Source organism: Streptomyces sp. NPDC058295, from assembly GCF_042880655.1.
Taxonomy (GTDB): Bacteria; Actinomycetota; Actinomycetes; order Streptomycetales; family Streptomycetaceae; genus Streptomyces; species Streptomyces coriariae.
Window position 1 is genome coordinate 35,349 of record NZ_JBHVYO010000053.1, and the last position, 21,043, is coordinate 56,391.

Annotated in this window: 14 protein-coding genes; 9 read left to right on the forward strand and 5 right to left on the reverse strand. The window is 70.8% G+C overall.

The features are described from left to right. Positions 1–214 precede the first annotated feature (214 nt). The 8 genes from ACFVYS_RS36930 to ACFVYS_RS36965 all read left to right on the forward strand — a co-directional run bounded on the left by ACFVYS_RS36930 (position 215) and on the right by ACFVYS_RS36965 (position 14,952). A complete protein-coding gene (locus ACFVYS_RS36930; protein WP_389509314.1) occupies positions 215–1,486 on the forward strand; it encodes an extracellular solute-binding protein in 1,272 nt (423 codons plus the stop codon). Positions 1,487–1,601: 115 nt separating this feature from the next. After that, complete coding sequence (locus ACFVYS_RS36935; RefSeq protein WP_389509316.1) at positions 1,602–2,606, forward strand: carbohydrate ABC transporter permease; 1,005 nt, start codon at positions 1,602–1,604, stop codon at positions 2,604–2,606. A 13-nt stretch (positions 2,607–2,619) separates the two neighbouring features. After that, positions 2,620–3,522: a sugar ABC transporter permease gene (locus ACFVYS_RS36940; RefSeq protein WP_389509318.1), complete on the forward strand. Its 903-nt coding sequence runs from the start codon at positions 2,620–2,622 to the stop codon at positions 3,520–3,522. Positions 3,523–3,707: 185 nt separating this feature from the next. Then, a complete protein-coding gene (locus tag ACFVYS_RS36945; protein ID WP_389509320.1) occupies positions 3,708–5,396 on the forward strand; it encodes a glycoside hydrolase family 13 protein in 1,689 nt (562 codons plus the stop codon). A 167-nt stretch (positions 5,397–5,563) separates the two neighbouring features. Beyond that, positions 5,564–6,940 carry an alpha-amylase family protein gene (locus ACFVYS_RS36950; RefSeq protein ID WP_389509322.1) on the forward strand — a complete coding sequence of 459 codons (1,377 nt, stop codon included), beginning with the start codon at positions 5,564–5,566 and terminating at the stop codon, positions 6,938–6,940. Between the two features lie 495 nt (positions 6,941–7,435). After that, positions 7,436–12,853, forward strand: a complete 5,418-nt coding sequence (pulA, locus tag ACFVYS_RS36955) for a pullulanase-type alpha-1,6-glucosidase (protein ID WP_389509323.1) — start codon at positions 7,436–7,438, stop codon at positions 12,851–12,853. Between the two features lie 74 nt (positions 12,854–12,927). Next, positions 12,928–14,556 carry a SpoIIE family protein phosphatase gene (locus ACFVYS_RS36960; RefSeq protein ID WP_389509325.1) on the forward strand — a complete coding sequence of 543 codons (1,629 nt, stop codon included), beginning with the start codon at positions 12,928–12,930 and terminating at the stop codon, positions 14,554–14,556. 33 nt (positions 14,557–14,589) lie between these two features. After that, a complete protein-coding gene (locus ACFVYS_RS36965; protein ID WP_389509327.1) occupies positions 14,590–14,952 on the forward strand; it encodes a 5-carboxymethyl-2-hydroxymuconate Delta-isomerase in 363 nt (120 codons plus the stop codon). A 36-nt stretch (positions 14,953–14,988) separates the two neighbouring features. Here the strand turns inward: ACFVYS_RS36965 and ACFVYS_RS36970 are convergent, their stop codons facing one another. The 5 genes from ACFVYS_RS36970 to ACFVYS_RS36990 all read right to left on the reverse strand — a co-directional run bounded on the left by ACFVYS_RS36970 (position 14,989) and on the right by ACFVYS_RS36990 (position 20,408). Beyond that, on the reverse strand, positions 14,989–15,678 hold the full coding sequence (locus ACFVYS_RS36970) for a TetR/AcrR family transcriptional regulator (protein WP_389509329.1): 690 nt from the start codon (positions 15,676–15,678) through the stop codon (positions 14,989–14,991). Between the two features lie 169 nt (positions 15,679–15,847). Beyond that, complete coding sequence (locus ACFVYS_RS36975; RefSeq protein WP_389509331.1) at positions 15,848–16,882, reverse strand: PDR/VanB family oxidoreductase; 1,035 nt, start codon at positions 16,880–16,882, stop codon at positions 15,848–15,850. Then, a complete protein-coding gene (locus ACFVYS_RS36980; protein ID WP_389509332.1) occupies positions 16,882–17,784 on the reverse strand; it encodes a metal-dependent hydrolase in 903 nt (300 codons plus the stop codon). The genes ACFVYS_RS36975 and ACFVYS_RS36980 overlap by 1 nt, the downstream gene beginning before the upstream one ends. 156 nt (positions 17,785–17,940) lie before the next feature. Further along, a complete protein-coding gene (locus ACFVYS_RS36985) occupies positions 17,941–19,884 on the reverse strand; it encodes a hypothetical protein (RefSeq protein WP_389509334.1) in 1,944 nt (647 codons plus the stop codon). Between the two features lie 44 nt (positions 19,885–19,928). Next, the gene (locus ACFVYS_RS36990; protein ID WP_389509335.1) at positions 19,929–20,408 is read right to left on the reverse strand and encodes a tetratricopeptide repeat protein; all 480 of its coding nucleotides are present in this window, start codon (positions 20,406–20,408) and stop codon (positions 19,929–19,931) included. A gap of 124 nt (positions 20,409–20,532) precedes the next feature. Between ACFVYS_RS36990 and ACFVYS_RS36995 the strand changes: the two genes are divergently transcribed. Further along, positions 20,533–20,973, forward strand: coding sequence for a hypothetical protein (locus ACFVYS_RS36995; RefSeq protein ID WP_389509337.1), 441 nt, complete (start codon positions 20,533–20,535; stop codon positions 20,971–20,973). Positions 20,974–21,043 lie beyond the last annotated feature (70 nt).

Genomic DNA, 21,043 nt, shown 5'->3' on the forward strand with positions numbered 1-21,043 from the left:
GTCTCACGGCGGTCGAGGGGAGGTCACGCAGGGATCACGTGCGGATAACTTCGGTGATGTCTTGCACTTTTTTTCTGCAAGGTCTTTCGTGCCGCTTACATCGCTGTTACGTTCACGTCGCCCGACGGCAGCAACGGCGCGGTCGGAGTCGGCAGGACAGCGGACGGGACCGCTTCCTGTAGCTAAACGGGCTCTCACCCTCAAGGAGAAACTCATGCGGCGTGGCATAGCGGCCACCGCGCTGGTGGCGTCCTTCGCCCTCGCGGCGACGGCCTGCGGCGGGGACGACAGCGGCAGCGACAACTCGTCCGGGCCGGTCACCATCACCTGGTGGGACACCTCCAACGCCACCAATGAGGCGCCGACGTACCAGGCCCTGGTCAAGCAGTTCGAGGCCGCCAACAAGGACGTCAAGGTCAAGTACGTCAACGTTCCCTTCGACCAGGCGCAGAACAAGTTCGACACGGCCGCCGGTGCCTCCGGCGCCCCGGACGTGCTGCGCTCCGAGGTCGGCTGGACCCCCGCCTTCGCCAAGAAGGGCTTCTTCCTGCCGCTGGACGGCACCGAGGCCCTCAAGGACCAGGCCAAGTTCAAGTCCAACCTGATCGAGCAGGCCAAGTACGAGGGCAAGACGTACGGCGTGCCGATCGTCACCGACACGCTCGCGCTGGTCTACAACAAGGCGCTCTTCGCGAAGGCCGGCATCGAGGCCCCCAAGACCTGGGACGACCTGAAGACCGCCGCCGCCACCGTCAAGGCGAAGACCGGCGTCGACGGCTACTGGGGCTCCACCCAGGCCTACTACGCCCAGTCCTTCCTCTACGGCGAGGGCACCGACACCGTCGACGCCGACGCCAAGAAGATCACCGTCAACTCGGCGGAGGCGAAGAAGGCGTACGGCACCTGGCTGGGCCTCTTCGACGGCAAGGGCCTGCACAAGGCCGACACCACCGCCGACGCGTACGCCCACATCCAGGACGCGTTCGTCAACGGCAAGGTCGCCGCGATCGTCCAGGGGCCCTGGGAGATCACGAACTTCTACAAGGGCAGTGCCTTCAAGGACAAGACCAACCTCGGCATCGCGACCGTCCCGGCCGGCTCCGCCGGTACGGCCGGCGCTCCGACCGGCGGCCACAACCTCTCGGTCTACGCCGGCTCGGACAAGGCCCACCAGGCCGCCGCGCTGAAGTTCGTCAACTTCATGACCTCCGCGTCGAGCCAGGCGACCATCGCCCAGAAGAACTCCACGCTGCCGACGCGCGACGACGCCTACACCGCCGCCGTCAAGGCCGACCCGGGCATCGCCGGCTACCAGACGGTGCTGTCCGCCGCCCAGCCGCGCCCGGCGCTGCCGGAGTACAGCTCCCTCTGGGGCCCGCTCGACACCGAACTGCCCAAGATCGCGGGCGGCAAGGAGACCCTCGACAAGGGCCTGAGCGCCGCTGAGCTCGCCATCGCCAAGCTGGTGCCGGACTTCAGCAAGTGAGCCGGCGTGGCCGCCGGATCTCCCGTACCTGGGGGGAGAGATCCGGCGGCCACCGTCCTGTGAGCCGAACCACCCCGTCGAAGATCCAGCGTGAAGATCCAGAAGGTGTCGAATCATGACAGTCGCCATCGACCGCGCGACCGGCAAGCGCCGCGGTGACCGTGAGCCGAAGCCCGGGCCGGCCGGGCGCCTGAGGCGCGGCTACCAGAAGCACTGGTACGCGTACGTGATGATCGCCCCGGTGGCGGTCGTCCTCGGCGTGCTCGTGCTGTACCCCCTGGTGTACGGCCTGTACCTGACGCTGACCGACGCCAACAGCCTGAACACCGCGCGCACGATCGGCGTCAACCACATCGACGCCACCTACCAGTTCATCGGCCTCGACAACTACGCCGACATCCTCTGGGGCCCGACGGCCTACGACCGCTTCTGGTCGCACTTCATCTGGACGATCGTCTGGACGGCGGCCTGTGTCGCCCTGCACTACGGCATCGGACTGGGCCTCGCGCTCCTGCTCAACCAGAAGCTGCGCGGGCGGACCCTGTACCGGCTGATCCTGGTGCTGCCGTGGGCGGTGCCCACCTTCGTCACCGTCTTCGGCTGGCGGTTCATGCTCGCCGACGGCGGCATCATCAACTCCGCGCTCGACGCCCTGCATCTGCCCTCGCCCCTGTGGCTCGAGGACACCTTCTGGCAGCGGTTCGCCGCGATCATGGTCAACACCTGGTGCGGTGTGCCGTTCATGATGATCTCGCTGCTCGGCGGCCTCCAGGCCATCGACGCCTCCCTCTACGAGGCGGCCGAGATGGACGGCGCCAGCGCCTGGCAGCGCTTCCGGTACGTCACCCTGCCGGGCCTGCGGTCGGTCAGCTCCACCGTCGTCCTGCTGGGCATCATCTGGACCTTCAACCAGTTCGCCGTGATCTTCCTGCTGTTCGGCAACACCGCCCCCGACGCGCAGATCCTCGTCACCTGGGCGTACTACCTCGGATTCGGACAGCAGCCGCGTGACTTCGCCCAGTCCGCGGCCTACGGCATCCTGCTGCTGGCCATCCTGATCGTCTTCACCTCGTTCTACCGCCGCTGGCTGAACCGCAATGAGCAGCAGCTCGCGATCTGAGGCAGGAGTTCCCATGAGTAGCACCACCGCCGAGACCTCCGCCCCCGTGAGCGAGCAGCGTTCCAGGACCCCGCGCGCCCGGCGCCGCGGCGAGAACACCCTCGCCGGCACCCTCGCCTCGCACGGCGTCCTGATCGTCGCCAGCGTCATCGCGCTCTTCCCGATCGCGTGGCTGGTCTATCTGTCCCTCGGCCCGGACACGGACGACTATCTGCACCCGGGCGGCATCTGGGACAAGATGACGTTCGACAACTACACGTTCGTCCTCCAGCACACCCAGTTCTTCGACTGGCTGAAGAGCTCGCTCATCGTCACGCTCGGCACCACGGCCATCGGCGTGCTCATCGCCGCCACCACCGGCTACGCCGTCTCCCGGATGCGCTTCCCCGGCTACAAGAAGTTCATGTGGGTCCTGCTGGTCACCCAGATGTTCCCGGTCGCCGTGCTGATGGTGCCGATGTACCAGATCCTCTCGGACCTGCAGCTCATCGACAACTACTTCGGCCTGATCCTCGTCTACTGCACGACGGTCATCCCGTACAGCGCCTGGCTGCTCAAGGGGTACTTCGACACCATCCCCTTCGAGATCGACGAGGCGGGACGCGTGGACGGGCTCACCCCGTTCGGCACCTTCTTCCGGCTGATCCTGCCGCTCGCCAAGCCGGGCCTCGCGGTGGCCGCCTTCTACAACTTCCTCACCGCCTTCAGCGAGGTCGCCTTCGCGTCGACGTTCATGCTCAGCGACGACAAGTACACCCTCGCCGTCGGGCTCCAGTCCTTCGTCAGCGAGCACGACGCCCAGCGCAACCTCATGGCCGCCACCGCGGTACTGATCGCGATACCCGCCGCCGTGTTCTTCTACCTCGTGCAGAAGAACCTGGTGACCGGCCTGACGGCGGGCGGTACCAAGGGCTGAGCCCCTGCGAGACTCCCGCGCGCCGAAAGACGCGCGGGTGGCGGCCGCGGTGTCCATCCGACCCCGCCGGCACCGCGGCCGCCTCATCCACCCGCCTCGTCGACCCGTCTCGAGACCACTCGCCCTCGACCACGAAGCCGAGCCCCAACTCCATGTCAACAGCACCGTTACGTACCAAGGACGCCATGAGCCAGCAGCCCGCAGCCCCGGCCCCCACCCCCACCTCGGCTGTCGCCACCGTCGCCAAGCGCCGTGACTGGTGGCGGGACGCGGTGATCTACCAGGTGTACCCGCGCAGTTTCGCCGACAGCAACGGCGACGGCATGGGCGACCTGGAAGGCGTACGCTCCCGTCTCCCGTACCTGCGCGACCTCGGCGTGGACGCCGTGTGGCTCAGCCCCTTCTACGCCTCCCCGCAGGCGGACGCCGGTTACGACGTCGCCGACTACCGCGCGGTCGACCCCATGTTCGGCAACCTCCTCGACGCCGACGCGCTCATCCGGGACGCCCGTGAACTGGGCCTGAGGATCATCGTCGACCTGGTCCCGAACCACTCCTCCGACCAGCACGAGTGGTTCAAGCGGGCGCTGCGGGAAGGCCCCGGCTCCTCCCTCCGGGACCGCTACCACTTCCGGACCGGCAAGGGCGCGAACGGCGAACTCCCGCCCAACGACTGGGAGTCCATCTTCGGCGGCCCCGCCTGGACCCGGGTCACGGAGCCGGACGGCACCCCCGGCGAGTGGTACCTGCACCTCTTCGCCCCCGAGCAGCCCGACTTCAACTGGGAACACCCGGCGGTGGGGGACGAGTTCCGCTCCGTCCTGCGCTTCTGGCTGGACATGGGCGTCGACGGCTTCCGTATCGACGTGGCCCACGGCCTGGTCAAGGCGGCCGGTCTGCCGGACCTCGGTGCCCACGACCAACTCAAGCTGCTGGGCAACGATGTCATGCCGTTCTTCGACCAGGACGGCGTCCACGAGATCTACCGCCAGTGGCGGCTCATCCTCGACGAGTACTCGGGCGAGCGCATCTTCGTCGCCGAGGCGTGGACCCCGACGGTCGAGCGCACCGCGAACTACGTCCGCCCCGACGAGCTCCACCAGGCCTTCAACTTCCAGTACCTGTCCACGGAGTGGGACGCGGAGCAGCTGCGCGAGGTCGTCGACCGCACCCTGGAGGCGATGCGCCCGGTCGGCGCCCCCGCCACCTGGGTGCTGTCCAACCACGACGTGACGCGGCACGCCACCCGCTTCGCCAACCCGCCCGGCCTCGGTACCCAGATCCGCACCGCGGGCGACCGCGAGGCCGGTCTGCGGCGGGCGCGGGCGGCCACGCTGCTGATGCTGGCGCTGCCCGGCTCGGCGTACGTCTACCAGGGCGAGGAGCTCGGCCTGCCGGACGTCGTCGACCTGCCCGACGAGGTGCGCCAGGACCCGGCGTACTTCCGCGGCGCCGGCCAGGACGGCTTCCGTGACGGCTGCCGGGTGCCGATCCCGTGGACGCGCGAGGGCTCGTCGTACGGATTCGGCGACGGCGGCAGCTGGCTGCCCCAGCCGTCCGGCTGGGGCGAGTTGAGCGTGGAGGCCCAGCAGGGCGTGCCCGGTTCGACGCTGGAGCTGTACCGCTCGGCCCTCGGTATCCGTCGCTCGCGGCCCGACCTGGGCGCGGGCGACGCGGTGGAGTGGCTGAAGGCCCCGGCGGGCGTACTGGCCTTCCGGCGCGGTGAGTTCGTGTGCGTGGCGAACACCACGGGGGAGTCGGTGACGGCACCGGCCCACGGACGGGTGCTGCTCGCGAGTGGTGAGGTGACCGAGACGGACGCCGGCGAGGCCAAGCTTCCGGCGGACACGACGGTGTGGTTCGCGACCGCCTGACGCTCCACTACGAGGTCCGCCGCTCTTGGGGGAGCGGCGGACCTTTCGTGTTTCACGATGCCTTCTCCGACTCCCTGTTCTTTCAGCCACCGAGCCATTAACATCGCGCCACTGCAAGGTTTCTGAAAGATTGCAGCAAGAGCCTTCAACGGAGAAGGAACCCCCACATGGCAAGCAGCAGACCCCTTTCGGGCGCCCTCGCCCTGGCCGCCGCAGCCGTCGTCATGGCCCCCACCGCCGTGTCCGCCACCCCGCCCGGCACCAAGGACGTCACCGCCGTCCTCTTCGAGTGGAACTTCGCCTCGGTCGCCAAGGAGTGCACCAACACCCTCGGCCCGGCCGGCTACGGCTACGTGCAGGTCTCCCCGCCCGCCGAGCACATACAGGGCTCGCAGTGGTGGACGTCGTACCAGCCCGTCAGCTACAGGATCGCGGGCCGGCTCGGCGACCGGACGGCGTTCCAGAGCATGGTGAACACCTGCCACGCGGCCGGTGTGAAGGTCGTCGTCGACACGGTCGTCAATCACATGGCCGCGGGCAGCGGTACCGGCACCGGCGGCTCGTCGTACACGAAGTACGGCTACCCGGGCCTGTACTCCTCGTACGACTTCGACGACTGCACCTCCCAGATCGGCAACTACGCCGATCGCTGGAACGTCCAGCACTGCGAGCTGGTCGGCCTCGCCGACCTGGACACCGGCGAGGAGTACGTCCGCAAGACCGTCGCCGGGTACATGAACGACCTGCTCACCCTCGGGGTCGACGGCTTCCGCATCGACGCGGCCAAGCACATCGACACCGCCGACCTCGCCAACATCAAGTCGCGGCTGACGAACCCGGGCGTGTACTGGAAGCAGGAGGTCATCTACGGCAGCGGAGAGGCCGTCCAGCCGACCGAGTACACCGGCAACGGAGACGTCCAGGAGTTCCGTTACGCCTACGACCTCAAGCGGGTCTTCAACAGCGAGAACCTCGCCTACCTGAAGAACTACGGCGAGGGCTGGGGCTACCTGAACAGCTCCGTCGCGGGCGTCTTCGTCGACAACCACGACACCGAGCGCAACGGCTCCACCCTCACCTACAAGGACGGCGCGAACTACACGCTCGCCAACGTCTTCATGCTCGCGTATCCCTACGGTTCTCCGGACATCGACTCCGGGTACGAGTGGTCGGACGCGGACGCCGGGCCGCCCGACGGCGGTGCGGTGAGCGCCTGCTGGCAGAACGGCTGGAAGTGCCAGCACGCCTGGCCGGAGATCATGCGCATGGTGGCCTTCCGCAACGCCACGCGGGGCGCGGCGATGAGCGACTGGTGGGACAACGGGGGCGACGCGATCGCGTTCGGGCGGGGAAGCAAGGGGTACGTCGCGATCAACCACGAGAGCGCCGCCCTCAGCCGGACGTACCAGACGTCCCTCGCCGCCGGCACCTACTGCAACGTGCAGGGCAACACCACGGTGGCGGTGGACTCCAGCGGTCGGTTCACCGCCACCCTGGGTGCGAACACGGCGTTGGCGATCTACGCCGGCAAGTCGAGCTGCTGAGCGACGGCCCTCGCTGCTTCCAGGTGTCACTCGAGGAGTACCCGGACGAACTGCCCCTCGTGTAGGAGCGGTTCGTCCCGGACTCCCGGGTGACGTTCCCGGAGCCGCCCTGTTGTACTCCCACAGGTTGGCGATCACATCGCCGGAGGTCGTGGCGTCCGCGTGGGCGGGTCCTGTGGGCAGGGCGATCGCTCCGGCCAGGGCCAGCGCGGCGGCACTCGCGGTGCGCCGGCGGACACCCGGGGGTGGTCTCTGATGGTCATCTGCGGCTCCGAAAGGGGTTTCCTCGGGGGGTTCGGGTTTCAACAAGGGGTGTGGGTGGGGCAGTTGAGAAGGGCCCGTCAAGGCATTCGTGAAAGTTCTTGCCGTGAGTTGCAAGCCTCTTGCTGCAACCCTTTCGTCAGCGATACGGTCACGCGGGCGCCCGGCGACGAAGCCGTCCCGCGGCGTCGGGGTCGGACCCGATTGAGCCGTAATCGCAAGGAGTTCCCGCCTGTGATACCGAGATGGCCGGCGCCCCCGACGCGCCGCACCGCGCCACCAGCCCGAAGGATCGCGGCCGTCGCCGTGGCCGCGTTGGCCGCAGCCCTCGTGCAGCCCCTCGCGGCGCACGCGGACAGCCCGCCCCCACCGCCGTCCGACGCGAGGCTGGCCGCCGCCCCGGCCCGCCACGACGACACCCGTGAGCAGTTCTACTTCGTCATGCCGGACCGCTTCGCCAACGGCAGCACCGCCAACGACGAGGGCGGACTGACCGGCTCACGCCTCACCACCGGTTACGACCCCACCGACAAGGGCTTCTACCAGGGCGGTGACCTCAAGGGCCTGACCCAGCGGCTCGACTACATCAAGGGCCTGGGCACCACCTCCATCTGGATGGCGCCGATCTTCAAGAACCGGCCCGTGCAGGGGACCGGCAGCGACGCCTCGGCCGGCTACCACGGCTACTGGATCACCGACTTCACCCAGGTCGACCCGCACTTCGGCACCAACAAGGACCTGGAGACCCTCATCTCCAAGGCGCACGCCAAGGGCATGAAGGTCTTCTTCGACGTCATCACCAACCACACGGCCGACGTCGTCGACTACGAGGAGAAGTCCTACGACTACCTGTCCAAGGGCGCGTTCCCGTACCTGACGAAGGACGGCGAGCCCTTCGACGACGCCGACCACGCGGACGGCGGCTCGAAGTTCCCGGCCGTCGACGCCGGCTCCTTCCCGCGCACCCCGACGGTCACCGCCGCGCAGCAGAAGGCGAAGGTCCCGTCCTGGCTCAACGACCCGACGATGTACCACAACCGCGGCGACTCGACCTACGCCGGTGAGTCGACCACGTACGGAGACTTCTCCGGGCTCGACGACCTGTGGACCGAGCGGCCCGAGGTCGTCAGCGGGATGGAGAAGATCTACCAGCGCTGGGTGCGGGACTTCGACATCGACGGCTTCCGGATCGACACCGTGAAGCACGTGAACATGGAGTTCTGGACCCAGTGGGCCACGGCCCTCGACGCCTACGCGGCCCAGCAGGGCCGGGACGACTTCTTCATGTTCGGCGAGGTGTACTCCGCCGACACCTCGATCACGTCCCCGTACGTCACCCAGGGCCGCCTCGACGCCACGCTCGACTTCCCCTTCCAGGAGGCGGCCCGCCAGTACGCCTCCCAGGGCGGCAGCGCGCGGAAACTCGCCTCGGTCTTCGCCGACGACTACAAGTACACGACCGACAAGGCCAACGCCTACGAGCAGGTCACCTTCCTCGGCAACCACGACATGGGCCGCGTCGGGTACTTCCTGAACCAGGACAACCCCAAGGCCACCGACGCCGAACTCCTCGCCAAGGACAAGCTCGCCAACGAGCTGATGTTCCTCAGCCGCGGCAACCCGGTCGTCTACTACGGCGACGAGCAGGGCTTCACCGGCTCCGGCGGCGACAAGGACGCCCGCCAGACCATGTTCGCGTCGAAGACCGCCGACTACCTCGACGACGACGAGATCGGCACCGACCGCACCCACGCGAGCGACGCCTACGACACCGGCGCCCCGCTGTACCGGCGGATCGCCGCGCTGTCCAAGCTCCGCCAGGCGAACCCCGCCCTCACCGACGGCGTCCAGACCGAGCGCTACGCGGCCGACGGCGCCGGCGTCTACGCCTTCTCCCGCAACGGCACCGGCAAGGACACGACCGAGTACGTCGTCGCGTTCAACAACGCCGGCACCGCGCGGGAGGCGACCTTCGAGACCGGTTCCGCGAACACCGCGTTCCGCGGGATCTACGGCACCGACAGGACGGTTGCCGCCAGCGCCGACAAGAAAATCACCGTAACCGTTCCCGCGGGCTCGGCCGTCGTCCTCAAGGCCACCCGCAAAATGCCCGCCCCGGCCGCCGGGCCGACCGTCGCCCTGCACGCCCCCGCCGCCGGCGCGACCGGCACCGTCGAGCTGAGCGCCGACGTGGACGGCGGTCAACTCAACCGGGTCGTCTTCGCCGCCCAGACCGGCAACGGCAAGTGGCGGACCCTCGGCTCCGCCGACCACGCCCCCTACCGGGTCACGCAGACCGTCGACGCGGACGTACCCGCGGGAACGGCCCTGCGCTACAAGGCGGTCGTCGTCGACTCGGCCGGGCGCACGGCGAGCGCCACCGCGGCCTCCGTCACCGGCACCCCGCCCGCCGAGGAGATCCCCACCGCCTCCTCCCGGGACTACGCGATCGTCCACTACCAGCGCACCGACGGCGACTACGCCGACTGGGGCCTGTACGCCTGGGGGGACCTCGCCGACGGCGAGGCGACCACCTGGCCGGACAGCCATCCCTTCGTCGGCCGGGACGCGTACGGCGCCTTCGCCTACGTCAAGCTGAAGCCGGGCGCCTCGTCCGTCGGGTTCCTCGTCATCGACGAGGACGGCAACAAGGATGTCTCCGCCGACCGCACGATCGACGTCACGAAGACCGGCGAGGTCTGGATCGAGCAGGGCAAGGAGGGCGTCCGCACGGAGAAGCCCGACGGCCCGGCCCAGGACACCACCAAGGCCGTCCTGCACTACCACCGGGCCGACGGCGACTACACCGGCTGGGGTCTGCACACCTGGACCGGCGCCGCGAACCCCACCGAGTGGTCGAACCCGCTGAAGCCGACCACGACCGACGCGTACGGCGCGGTCTTCGAGGTGCCGCTCACCGCCGGCGCCACCAGCCTCAGCTACATCCTCCACAAGGGCGACGAGAAGGACCTCCCGACCGACCGGTCGCTGGATCTGACGAGCAACGGCCACGAGGTGTGGCTGCTGAACGGCCAGGAGAAGTACCTGCTGCCGCAGCCGGCCGGCTCCGCGGCGGCTCTCGACCCGACCACGTCCAAGGCGGTCTGGATCGACCGGAACACCGTCGCCTGGAACGGCTCCGAGGCCGCCGCCTCGACCCAGCTGCTGTACAGCGCGAAGGGCTCGATCGCGGTCGCGAACGGCACGCTCACCGGGGCCGCCAAGTGGCTGCGGCTGACGAAGACCACCCTCACCGACGCCCAGAAGGCCGCGTACCCGCACCTCAAGGCCTACACCGCCTGGTCCGTCGACCCGCGCGACCGGGACCGGGTGCGTGAGGCGCTGAGCGGTCAGGTCGTCGCCTCCCAGCGGGCCGTGAACGGCGCGGTACTGGCGGCTACGGGTGTCCAGATCGCGGGCGCGCTGGACGACCTGTACAGCGGTGCGACCAAGGCCCGGCTCGGGCCGACGTTCCGCGACGGCCGTCCCACGCTGGCCGTGTGGGCCCCGACGGCCCAGCAGGTCTCCCTGGAGCTCGGCGGCTCCACCGTGAGGATGAAGCGCGACGACACCACCGGCGTCTGGTCCGTCACCGGTCCCCCGTCCTGGAAGAACAAGCCCTACCGGTACGTCGTCACGGTGTGGGCGCCCAGTGTCGGCAAGGTCGTCACCAACAAGGTCACCGACCCCTACTCGGTGGCCCTCACCACCGACTCCGGGCGCAGTCTCGTCGTCGACCTCGACGACAAGGCCCTCGCCCCCGGCGGCTGGTCCAAGCTAACCAAGCCGAAGGCCGTCCCGCTGAAGGACGCCCAGATCCAGGAGCTGCACGTCCGGGACTTCTCCGTCGCGGACACCACCGTCCCCGCCCGGGACCGGGGCACCTACCTGGCCTTCACGGACCGGGACAGCGACGGCTCGAAGCATCTGCGGGAGCTGGCGGCGGCGGGCACCTCGTACGTCCATCTGCTGCCCGTCTTCGACATCGCCACCATCGCCGAGGACAAGGCGGCGCAGTCGACCCCCGACTGCGACCTGGCCTCCTACCCGGCCGACTCCGACAAGCAGCAGGAGTGCGTGGCCGCGACCGCCGTCAAGGACGCCTACAACTGGGGGTACGACCCGTACCACTACACGGTCCCCGAGGGTTCCTACGCCGGTGACCCGGACGGGGCCGCCCGCACCGTCGAGTTCCGCCGGATGGTGAAGTCGCTGAACCAGGAGGGCCTCAGGGTCGTCATGGACGTCGTCTACAACCACACGGCGGCGAGCGGCCAGGCGGCGACCAGCGTCCTCGACCGGATCGTCCCCGGCTACTACCAGCGGCTGCTCGCCGACGGCTCGGTGGCGAACAGCACCTGCTGCGCGAACACCGCGACCGAGAACGCGATGATGGGCAAGCTGGTCGTCGACTCGATCGTCACCTGGGCCAAGGAGTACAAGGTCGACGGCTTCCGCTTCGACCTGATGGGACACCACCCCAAGGCCAACATCCTGGCGGTGCGCAAGGCGCTGGACGCGCTGACCCCCGCCAAGGACGGCGTCGACGGCAAGAAGATCATCCTCTACGGCGAGGGCTGGAACTTCGGCGAGGTCGCCGACGACGCCCGGTTCGTCCAGGCCACGCAGAAGAACATGGCGGGCACGGGCGTCGCGACCTTCTCCGACCGGGCGCGCGACGCCGTGCGCGGCGGCGGGCCGTTCGACGAGGACCCGGGCGTCCAGGGCTTCGCCTCCGGGCTCTACACCGACCCCAACTCGTCCACGAACAACGGCACTTCGGCCGAGCAGAAAGCCCGGCTGCTGCACTACCAGGACCTGATCAAGGTCGGGCTGAGCGGCAACCTCGCCTCGTACGGCTTCACGGACACCGACGGCAAGGAGGTCACCGGCGCCGAGGTCGACTACAACGGCGCCCCGGCCGGCTACGCGGACGCGCCCGGCGACGCCCTCGCCTATGTCGACGCGCACGACAACGAGTCGCTGTTCGACGCGCTGGCGTACAAGCTGCCGGGGGACACCTCGGCGGCCGACCGCTCCCGTATGCAGGTCCTCGCCATGGCCACCGCCGCGCTCTCCCAGGGCCCGGCCCTGTCCCAGGCCGGCACCGACCTGCTGCGCTCCAAGTCCCTGGACCGCAACTCCTACGACAGCGGGGACTGGTTCAACGCGATCCACTGGAACTGCGCCGCCGGCAACGGCTTCGGCCGGGGACTGCCGCCGGCCGCCGACAACGCCTCCAAGTGGCCTTACGCCAAGCCGCTGTTGACGACCGTCGGGGTCGGCTGCCCGCAGATCACCGCCGCCTCCGCCGCCTACCAGGATCTGCTGAGGGTCCGCACCACCGAGAAGGCGTTCTCCCTCGGGACCGCCGAGCAGGTGCAGTCGGCGCTCTCCTTCCCGCTGTCCGGGAAGGACGAGACGCCCGGCGTGATCACCATGGAACTCGGTGACCTCGTCGTCGTGTTCAACGCGACGCCGACCGCGCGGAAGCAGACCGTCGACGCGCTCGCCGGGACCGGATACCGGCTGCACCCGGTGCAGGCGGCGGGGTCGGACCCCACCGTCAGGACCGCGTCGTACGTGACGGAGTCCGGCACCTTCGCCGTGCCGGGCCGGACCGTCGCGGTGTTCTCCCGGACCACCCCCTAGACAGGGGGATTACCTTGGTGGAGCAGGCCTTCCATCCGGCCTGCTCCACCGGTGAGTCCGAGGACCGACAACACATGAACGCCGACGTCAGCGACAGACGGACCGACACGACCGTGCTGGTCGTGGACCGTACGGCGGCCGGCCGGTTCGCCCTCGGTGTGGTGCTGCGCCGCGCCGGTCACCAGGTCGTCGCGGTCGGCACCGGCCATGAGGCCCTCGTCGAGCTCGACGTACGGCGGCGCAAGGGCGCCCTGCCGGACGTGGCCCTCGTCGACGTGGAGCTGCCGGACATGAGCGGCTTCGAGCTGTGCCGCCGGCTCAAGGCGCGGCCGCACATGGCCGGGCTGCCCGTCGTGCACTTCTCGGCCGGTGACGTGGCCCCGGGCGACCGCGGGCAGGGGCTGGACGCGGGCGGCGAGGCCCACCTGGCGATGCCCGCCGAGCCCGAGGAGATCGACGCGGTGGTCCGGGCGGCCGTGCGGGCCGCGCGGCTGCGCGCCGACGACCAGGCGGCGGCCCGGCGGCTGTCACTGCTGTCGGAGGCCATCGTCGGCATCCAGGCGGCGCGCTCCCCGCAGGAACTCGCCGACGCCGCCGCCGAGGGCACCGCGCGGCTCACCGGCTCTCCTGCCGCCGTCTTCGTCCTCGGCCCGGACGACGTGCTGCACCGCGGCACCTCCAGGAACCGCACCTCGCTCGCGCTGCCGGACCAGGAAGCCCACCAGGCCGTCGTCGCACTGCTGCGGCGGCTCACGCACGGCCAGGCGGGGGTGCGCATCACCACAGTGGCCGCGCCGCTGTGGCCCGCGGGGTTCTTCCGGCCCGGGGTGCCGCACGACGCCCGGCTGGTGCTGATCCCCACCCAGGACGGCACGTCCTCGGTGTGTCTGGCCACCCCCACCCGAGGGGTCCGCCGGGTGGACCCCGAGAGCGAGTCCCGGCTGGCCCGGCTCGCCCAGGCCACCGCGCTCGCCGCCGAGCCGCTGCTGATGTACCAGGCCGAGCGGCACGTGGCGCTCACCCTTCAGCACAGCTTCCTTCCCCGGCCGCAGCGGCTGCCCGAGCTGCCGGGCGTCGACGTCGCCGTCCGCTATGTGCCCGCCTCCCGGGAGGCGGAGATCGGCGGTGACTTCTACGCCGCCCTGCGCACCGGGGAAGGGGTGCTGGCCGCGGTCGGCGACGTGGTCGGGCACTCGCTCGAGGCGGCCACCGTCATGGTCGAGATCCGGCACGCGCTGCGCGCCTACTGCGTCGACGAGAGCGACCCGGCCGTGCTCGCCGAGCGCCTCGACCGGATGCTCCAGCTCTACCACCCCGAGGTCACGGCGACCGTCTGTCTGGTCCTGATCGACCCCGGAACCGGGCGTACCCGGATCGCCAACGCGGGGCACATCCCGCCGCTGATCGTCCGGGACACCGACGGCGCCGACTACGCCAAGGCGGCCGGCCCGCTGCTCGGCCTGGGCGTGCCCCACCCGGCGCCCACCGAACTGTTCCTCGAGCCCACCGACCGGCTCCTCATGGTCACCGACGGTCTGATCGAGACCCGGGGCACCGACCTCGCGGTCTCGATGGAGCAGCTGCGCGCGGCGGCCATCGGCGCCATGCCGGGCCTGGACGCACTGTGCGACACCCTCCTCACCAGCTTCGGCCACGACCGGGAGGACGACATCGCGATGCTGGCCCTGCGGCTGACGACTTAGGCTGACCCTTGTTTCCCTGGAACAGGAGTGCCCATGCCGCAGATCACCGTCGACTACTCGACCACGATGGCGTCCGCCTTCGACCGGAACGGGTTCGCGCGGGCCCTGCACACCTCGGTCGTCGAGATCGCGGCCGCCAAGCCGGAAGCCTGCAAGACCCTGTTCCGTCCCGCCGAGTTCACCGCGTTCGGCTACGACGATCCCGAGGAGCGGGGGCACGCGGTCGTCCACGTCACGCTGGGGCTCCTGGCGGGACGCACCGACGAGACGAAGTCGAAGCTGACCGAGGCCGTACTGGAGCTGCTGCGCGAGCACGTGACGGGGGACGGTTTCGTGCTGCACGCCTCCGCCGAGGTGCGCGACCTCGACCCGTCGTACCGCAAGTACGAGAGCTAGAGCTGGAGCTGGAGCGAGGGCGGGTGCCGGGCGGTCTCAGGAGGCGAGGGCGATGAGCCGGGTGACCAGGTCGCCGAACGGCCCGTCGGCCGGCTCGCCGCCCAGCACGGGGCGCAGCAGTGTGCGCAGCTCGTCGTCGTGGGCCGCGCTGACGGCCGTCAGCGCGGCGAAGTCCTGCACGAGCTGGACCTCCAGCTCCTCGCGCGGGATGCGCCGCCCGTCCAGCCAGATCAGCGCGGTCGACTCGGCGAGCGAGATCCAGGAGCGGACGATCAGCTCCAGGCGCGGGGGCGCGTCGGCGATCCCCAGGTGCGACAGGATCTGTTCGTAGGCGTTCTGGCGTACGGAGTCGATGAGGGCGTTCGTGGTCGAGGAGCCGACCGCCGGGCCGCCGCGCATGAGGGCGGAGAAACCCGGGCCGTGCGCGTCGACGAAGTCGAAGTAGCGGCGCATCACGCGGAGCAGCCGGGAGCCGAGCGGTCCTTCGTGCGGCTCGGCGAACCGGCCCGCCAGATCCTCCGAGGCCCGCTTCAACGCGGCCTCGTACAGGCTGATCTTGCCGGGGAAGTAGTGATAGACGAGGGGGCGCGAGATGCCCGCGGCCGCGGCTATCTCGTCGATGGAGACCTCGTCCGGCGAGCGCTGGGCGAACAGTTCGAGGGCGACGCCGATCAACTGCTGCCGACGCTCCTCGACTCCCATTCTGCGACGAACCCCGGTAGTCATGCGAACACCTTACCGATCGGTTCCGGCCCAGAACGGACCGGACCGGTGCAGACGTTCACCCCATCCGTCACTTAACCGACCACTTGTCCGGTCACATGTCAGTCATCTTTCGCCCCGTCCTTCACCTGTCGCTCCGCGTGTCGAGTGGAGCGCGGGGCCGCGTGCCGGATCACATGTCCAGCACCAGGCGTTCGCCGCGCGCCCGGGAGACACAGATCAGCATGGAGTCGGCGCGCTCCGCATCGGTGAGCAGCTCGTCCCGGTGTTCCACCTCGCCCGCCAGCACCCGCTGTTGGCAGGTTCCGCAGAAGCCCTGCTCGCACGAGTAGAGGGTGTTCGGCAGTTCGGCGCGGACGGCGGCCAGGACGGTCGAGTCGGCCGCGACCGTCACCACCCGCCCGGTGCGCCTGAGTTCGACCTCGAAGGGGTCGCCGTCCCGGACGGTACGCGCCGTGAACCGCTCGAGCCGGACGTGCGGCACCCGCTCCTCCACCGCCGCCATCAGCCCCGCCGGGCCGCAGGCGTAGACGGCCGCGCCCTCGGGCGGGTCCATGAGCAGCGCGTCGAGATCGGGCCGTCCGGCCACCACCGTCACCCGGCCCCGGTTCTCCCCGCCGAGCCTCGCGACCTCATCCAGGAACGGCATCGAGGCCCGTGTCCGGCCGGCGTACAGCAGCCGCCACTCGGCGCCTTCGGGGAGGGCCCGCAGCATGGGCAGGATCGGTGTGATGCCGATGCCCCCGGCGACGAAGACGTACGAGGGTGCCTCGACGAGCGGGAAACGGTTCCGGGGCCCCCGCACCTCGACCTCCATCCCCTCCCGCAGCTGCTCGTGCACCTCGCGCGAGCCGCCCCGCCCGTCCGTGACGAGCCGCGTGGCGACGGTGTAGGAGGAGGTGTCCTCCGGGTCCCCGCACAGCGAGTACTGCCGTACCAGGCCCGAAGGCAGCACCAGGTCGAGATGCGCACCCGGCTCCCAGCGCGGCAACTCGCGTCCCTCCAGCCGCAGTTGGACGACACCCTCGGCCGGCTCGTGCCGTGCGGTGACCAGCAGCCGCAGCGCCCGCGACCGGGGCCGGCCGGAGACGGGTTCCGCCAGCGCGGGCATCGGCCACAGCGGCGAGACCTGGATCCGGCGGCGCAGCGCCCGCCGGACGAGCAGCGCCGCGCCCGCGACGGCCACGGCGGTCAGCGGCTTCGGCATCACGACGCCCTGTCTTCCGCGGCGAGCGCGGCCAGCGCGGCGGGGGAGGAGGCGAGATAGGCGACCGCCTGCTCGGTGGAGCCCTCCTGCGAGGGGTGGTACGCGCGGCTCAGATAGCGCGGGACCGACCTCAGCAGGTCGCCGGTCGCGGGCAGCGTGCCCCGTCTGCCGCGGACGTAGAAGTCCTTGAAGGAGGCGCGGCCGTCGGTCAGGGTCGGGTCGTTCGCCATGAAGAAGCGGGTCCCGCGCTGCCACAGGAACACCAGCGCCGCGAACGCCGTCGCCCAGGTCCGCACCCGTCGCCGGTAGCCGCCGTCGACGTGGGTGAAGAGGTCGAAGGCGACGGACCGGTGCTCGACCTCCTCGGCCCCGTGCCAGCGCAGCAGGTCCAGCATGGTCGGGTCGGCGCCTCGCCGGTCGAGCTCCTCGGCGTTCAGTACCCAGTCGCCGAGGAACGCGGTGTAGTGCTCGATGGCCGCGATCAGGGCCACCCGCTCCATCAGCCACCAGCGCCGGGCCCGGCCGGGCGGCAGCGTCCGGTCACCGAGGAGCTTCTCGAAGAACCAGTCGACCTGCGCGGTGTACGGCGTCGGGTCGAGCCCCTGCTCCCGCAGATGCGGCAGCACCTCGTCGTGGGCCTGGGAGTGCATCGCCTCCTGCCCGATGAACCCGATGACGTCCTCACGCAGCCGCTCGTCCCGGATGTACGGGAGCACCTGCCGGTAGACGTGCACGAACCAGCGCTCACCGGCCGGCAGCAGCAGATGCAGCACGTTGATGGTGTGTGTGGCGAACGGGTCCCCCGGCACCCAGTGCAGCGGGGTTCCCTTCCAGGAGAAGGACACCTTGCGTGCCTTGAGCGGGACACGCTCGTCCGGCCGCCCTTCGGGCTTGTTAGACATGATGTCAATGTACTGACGGGTAGGGCGGGGGTGAACCCCTGTGCGACAACTCGCCCGCCCTACCTGCCAGGCCGGCTTGCTCACACGGCTTGCTCACCCGGTTCGTCCACGCGGTTCGTCCACCCCGTTCGTCCACCCGAGGTGCCCGCGGACGGGTCAGCGCAGTCCGCTGATCGACCGCCCGTCCTTGAGCCTGCCCTCCAGGCCGGCCTGCGCGCCCTGCTTCGTCGGTACCGCCAGCAGGTTGCCCTGCCCGGACCCGGTCACCCCGCCGGTCGCCCGGACGGACGCCGTCGCCTTGTCGCCGGCGGCGAGGAGGTACCAGTCGCCGCCCTTCGACTTCCACAGCACCCCGGCCAGCACATGCGGATCGCGCGGCCCGCACGCCGGTACGTCCCCGGCCTTCGCCACGGCCGCCCCGAACAGCCCGCCCGGTGTGTGGAACTGGGCCAGCACCCTGCTGCCGTCGCCCCGCCAGGTCTCGGCCCGGGTGCACACCCAGGTCGCCGCTCCGTTCGCGTCGGGCAGCAGCTGCCGGGTGTAGCCCCAGGCGTTGACCGTCCGTACGCCCTGTCCGCGGGCGTCGGCCAGCGAGCAGGCGAACGGCGCCCAGGTCCGCAGCGCCGCCGCGCCGCTCGCCTCCTTGGGCGCGGCCGGGCGCCCCGCGGTGAGCCGGGCGGGGACGAGCTCACCGAGGTCGCTGAGCAGATGGGTGCCGGAGGCGTCCGTCAGCTGGAGCACGTTCCAGGTCGTGCACGTGCCGGTGTGGGTGGCCGGGCTGGACAGCGGCGAGGTGATCCCGTCGGTCAGCGTCAGGTCCATCACCCCGGCGCCCGGCTTCGACAGGTCCCGCTCGCCGGCCTTCGTCACCCAGGGGGCCGTCAGATAGCGCACGTTGCCGTCCGCCCGGCCCAGCACCAGCGCGCCCGCCTCGGGGCCGGTCGCGCCGTCGACCCGCGCGAAGTCGAGGGCCGCCCCGGCGGTGCCGTCCTTCGGCTCGGCGTAGCGGGCGATGCGCAGACCGTCGTACAGGATCACCACGCGCGCGTTGTCGACCTCGCCCGCGTAGAGGAGCTGGGGCGGTCCGGCGGGGCCGCCGAACGGGGTCTCCGGGGTGGCGGAGACGTGCACGGCCTTCCCGGGGCGGGCCCAGACGGCCAGGGCGCGGCGCAGCAGCGCGTTGTCGCGGGTGAGGGGTCCGCGCGCGGGCCAGACGGAGAAGTCCGTGCGCGCGGAGGTCTTCCAGGCGGCGGGGGACACCTTCACCAGCCGCCCGGGGTCGAGGGCGGCCTCGGCGGCCGGGTTCTGCGCGTACAGCGGGGCGGCCGCGCCGTCGGCTCCCCAGCCGCCGCCGGGCAGCGCGACCAGGGCGCCGCACACGGCGAGCGCGGCCGCGGCGGCCAGCGCGGCCCTGGTGTGCCGGCGGCGGCGCATCAGATCGGTGGGGCGGACCTGGAGCGAGCAGGCGTCGAACTCGGGGGAGTCGAGCAGGGTGTACTGGGCGGCGGGGACCTGGCCGGCCTCGCGCAGGGCCGCCGTCACCTCGGCGCCCGGGACGCCGGACCCGGTCAGCACCTCGCGGACGTCGCCGTCGGGGAGCCGCTCCAGACCGCGCAGCACATAGGCGGCCCGGGCCGGCCCCGACAGGGTGGCCAGGCGCTGGTCCAGGGCGAGCTCGTCGGCGCCGCCGGAGCGGGGGAAGAGCCGCAGGCCCCACACCTGGGGGAGCAGCGGCGGGAGCTGGGCGCGCCTGCGCCGGGCCCGGAGCCGCAGCGGCAGCCCCGCCTCCAGCGCCGAACGCACCACCTGGAGGCGGATGTAGGCGTACCCGGGGTCGCCGTCACGGCCGTCCCCCGCGCCCCCGTTCTGGGCCGGGATGACGGGGGTCGAGGCGCTGCCGCGGGGCAGGGCGCGCTGGGCGAGGGCGTGGGCGGTCAGGACGCGCCGACTGCGGCCGAGGCCGGGGGGCAGCACCAGATAGGCGAGCCGGACGAGCCGCGGGTAGTGCTCGACGAGCGCGGCCTCGGCCTGCTCGACGTCGACGGTCCGGTCGGCGGTGGATCCGGGTGCGGGGCGCGGGGCGACATCCTGTGACTGCACGTCCAGCAGAACGAGCGAAACGGAGGATGGTCACCCCGGGCGGGTCAGCCCTCCGTGAGCGCCTTCGCGTAGTTGGCCATCGACCTCTGGTAGCGCGGCAGATGGGGGGCCAGGGCGCCGAGCACCAGGGACAGGCCCTCGCGGTCGCGGCCGAGACTCGACAGGCACAGGGCCAGACAGGCGCGTACGGCGTCGTCCAACTCGTCCGACGGGGCGTCCAGTTCGGGGGTCAGCAGCTTGACGCCCTCGTCCGCCTGGCCGATGTTGCGCAGGGAGCTGGAGAGTTGGATCTTGGCTCGCCGGCCCTTGTAGCCGCTCACCTCGCTCAGTCCGCGCGCGAGCGCGTCCCGGTACAGCGGGGCGGCCCGGTCCGAGTGACCGGTCGAGTCCCAGGCGCAGGCCCGCTCGAACGGGCCCAGCGGACTGCCTTCGGGGAGTTCGGCGACCAGCTTGTCGATCAGGGCCCGGAACTCCGCCGCGCGCTCCTCCGGATACTCGTCGAAGCTGGCCCAGGCGGCGGTCACGCGATCTTCCCAGTCTTGGTTCACCGGCACACTCTCGCACGGCTGTGCCCACCGGGCAGGGGTATTTTGAGCGCACCGCGCGTGAGAGCCGTATCCAGTGCGAGGCTCTTGCAGGGAGGAACGGATGAAGATGACCCGACCGATGCTCGCGGTGGCCGCCGCCGCGGCGGCGCTGGTGCTGACGGGCTGCGGTTCCGACGGGGCCGAGGAGACCGTCCCGGTGACGGCGACCGGCAGCCTGGAACACCTGGCCGCCGAGGTGAAGTGCACGCCCGACATGCAGACCGACGCCGACGAACTCCGGCAGGCCCTCTGCAAGAACGGCGACGGCAAGTTCATCCTGCTGACCTTCGCCACCGACCGCGGTCAGCGCGAGTGGATCAACGGGGCCAAGGACTACGGCGGCCACTACCTGGTCGGCCGCAAGTGGGTGGCCGTGGGTGAGGAGACCAGCACCGTGACGGCGTTGCGGGAGACGCTTGGCGGTGACATCGAGGAGGGCACGGACCACTCCGCGCACGTGTCGGGCGAGCCCTCCGAAGGCGCTTCGCACTCCGGTCACTGACCCGGAACCCCCGCGCGTCCCACGTGCGCACGCGCGCAGCGCACACCAGAAGGCCGGCGGTGAGGAATCC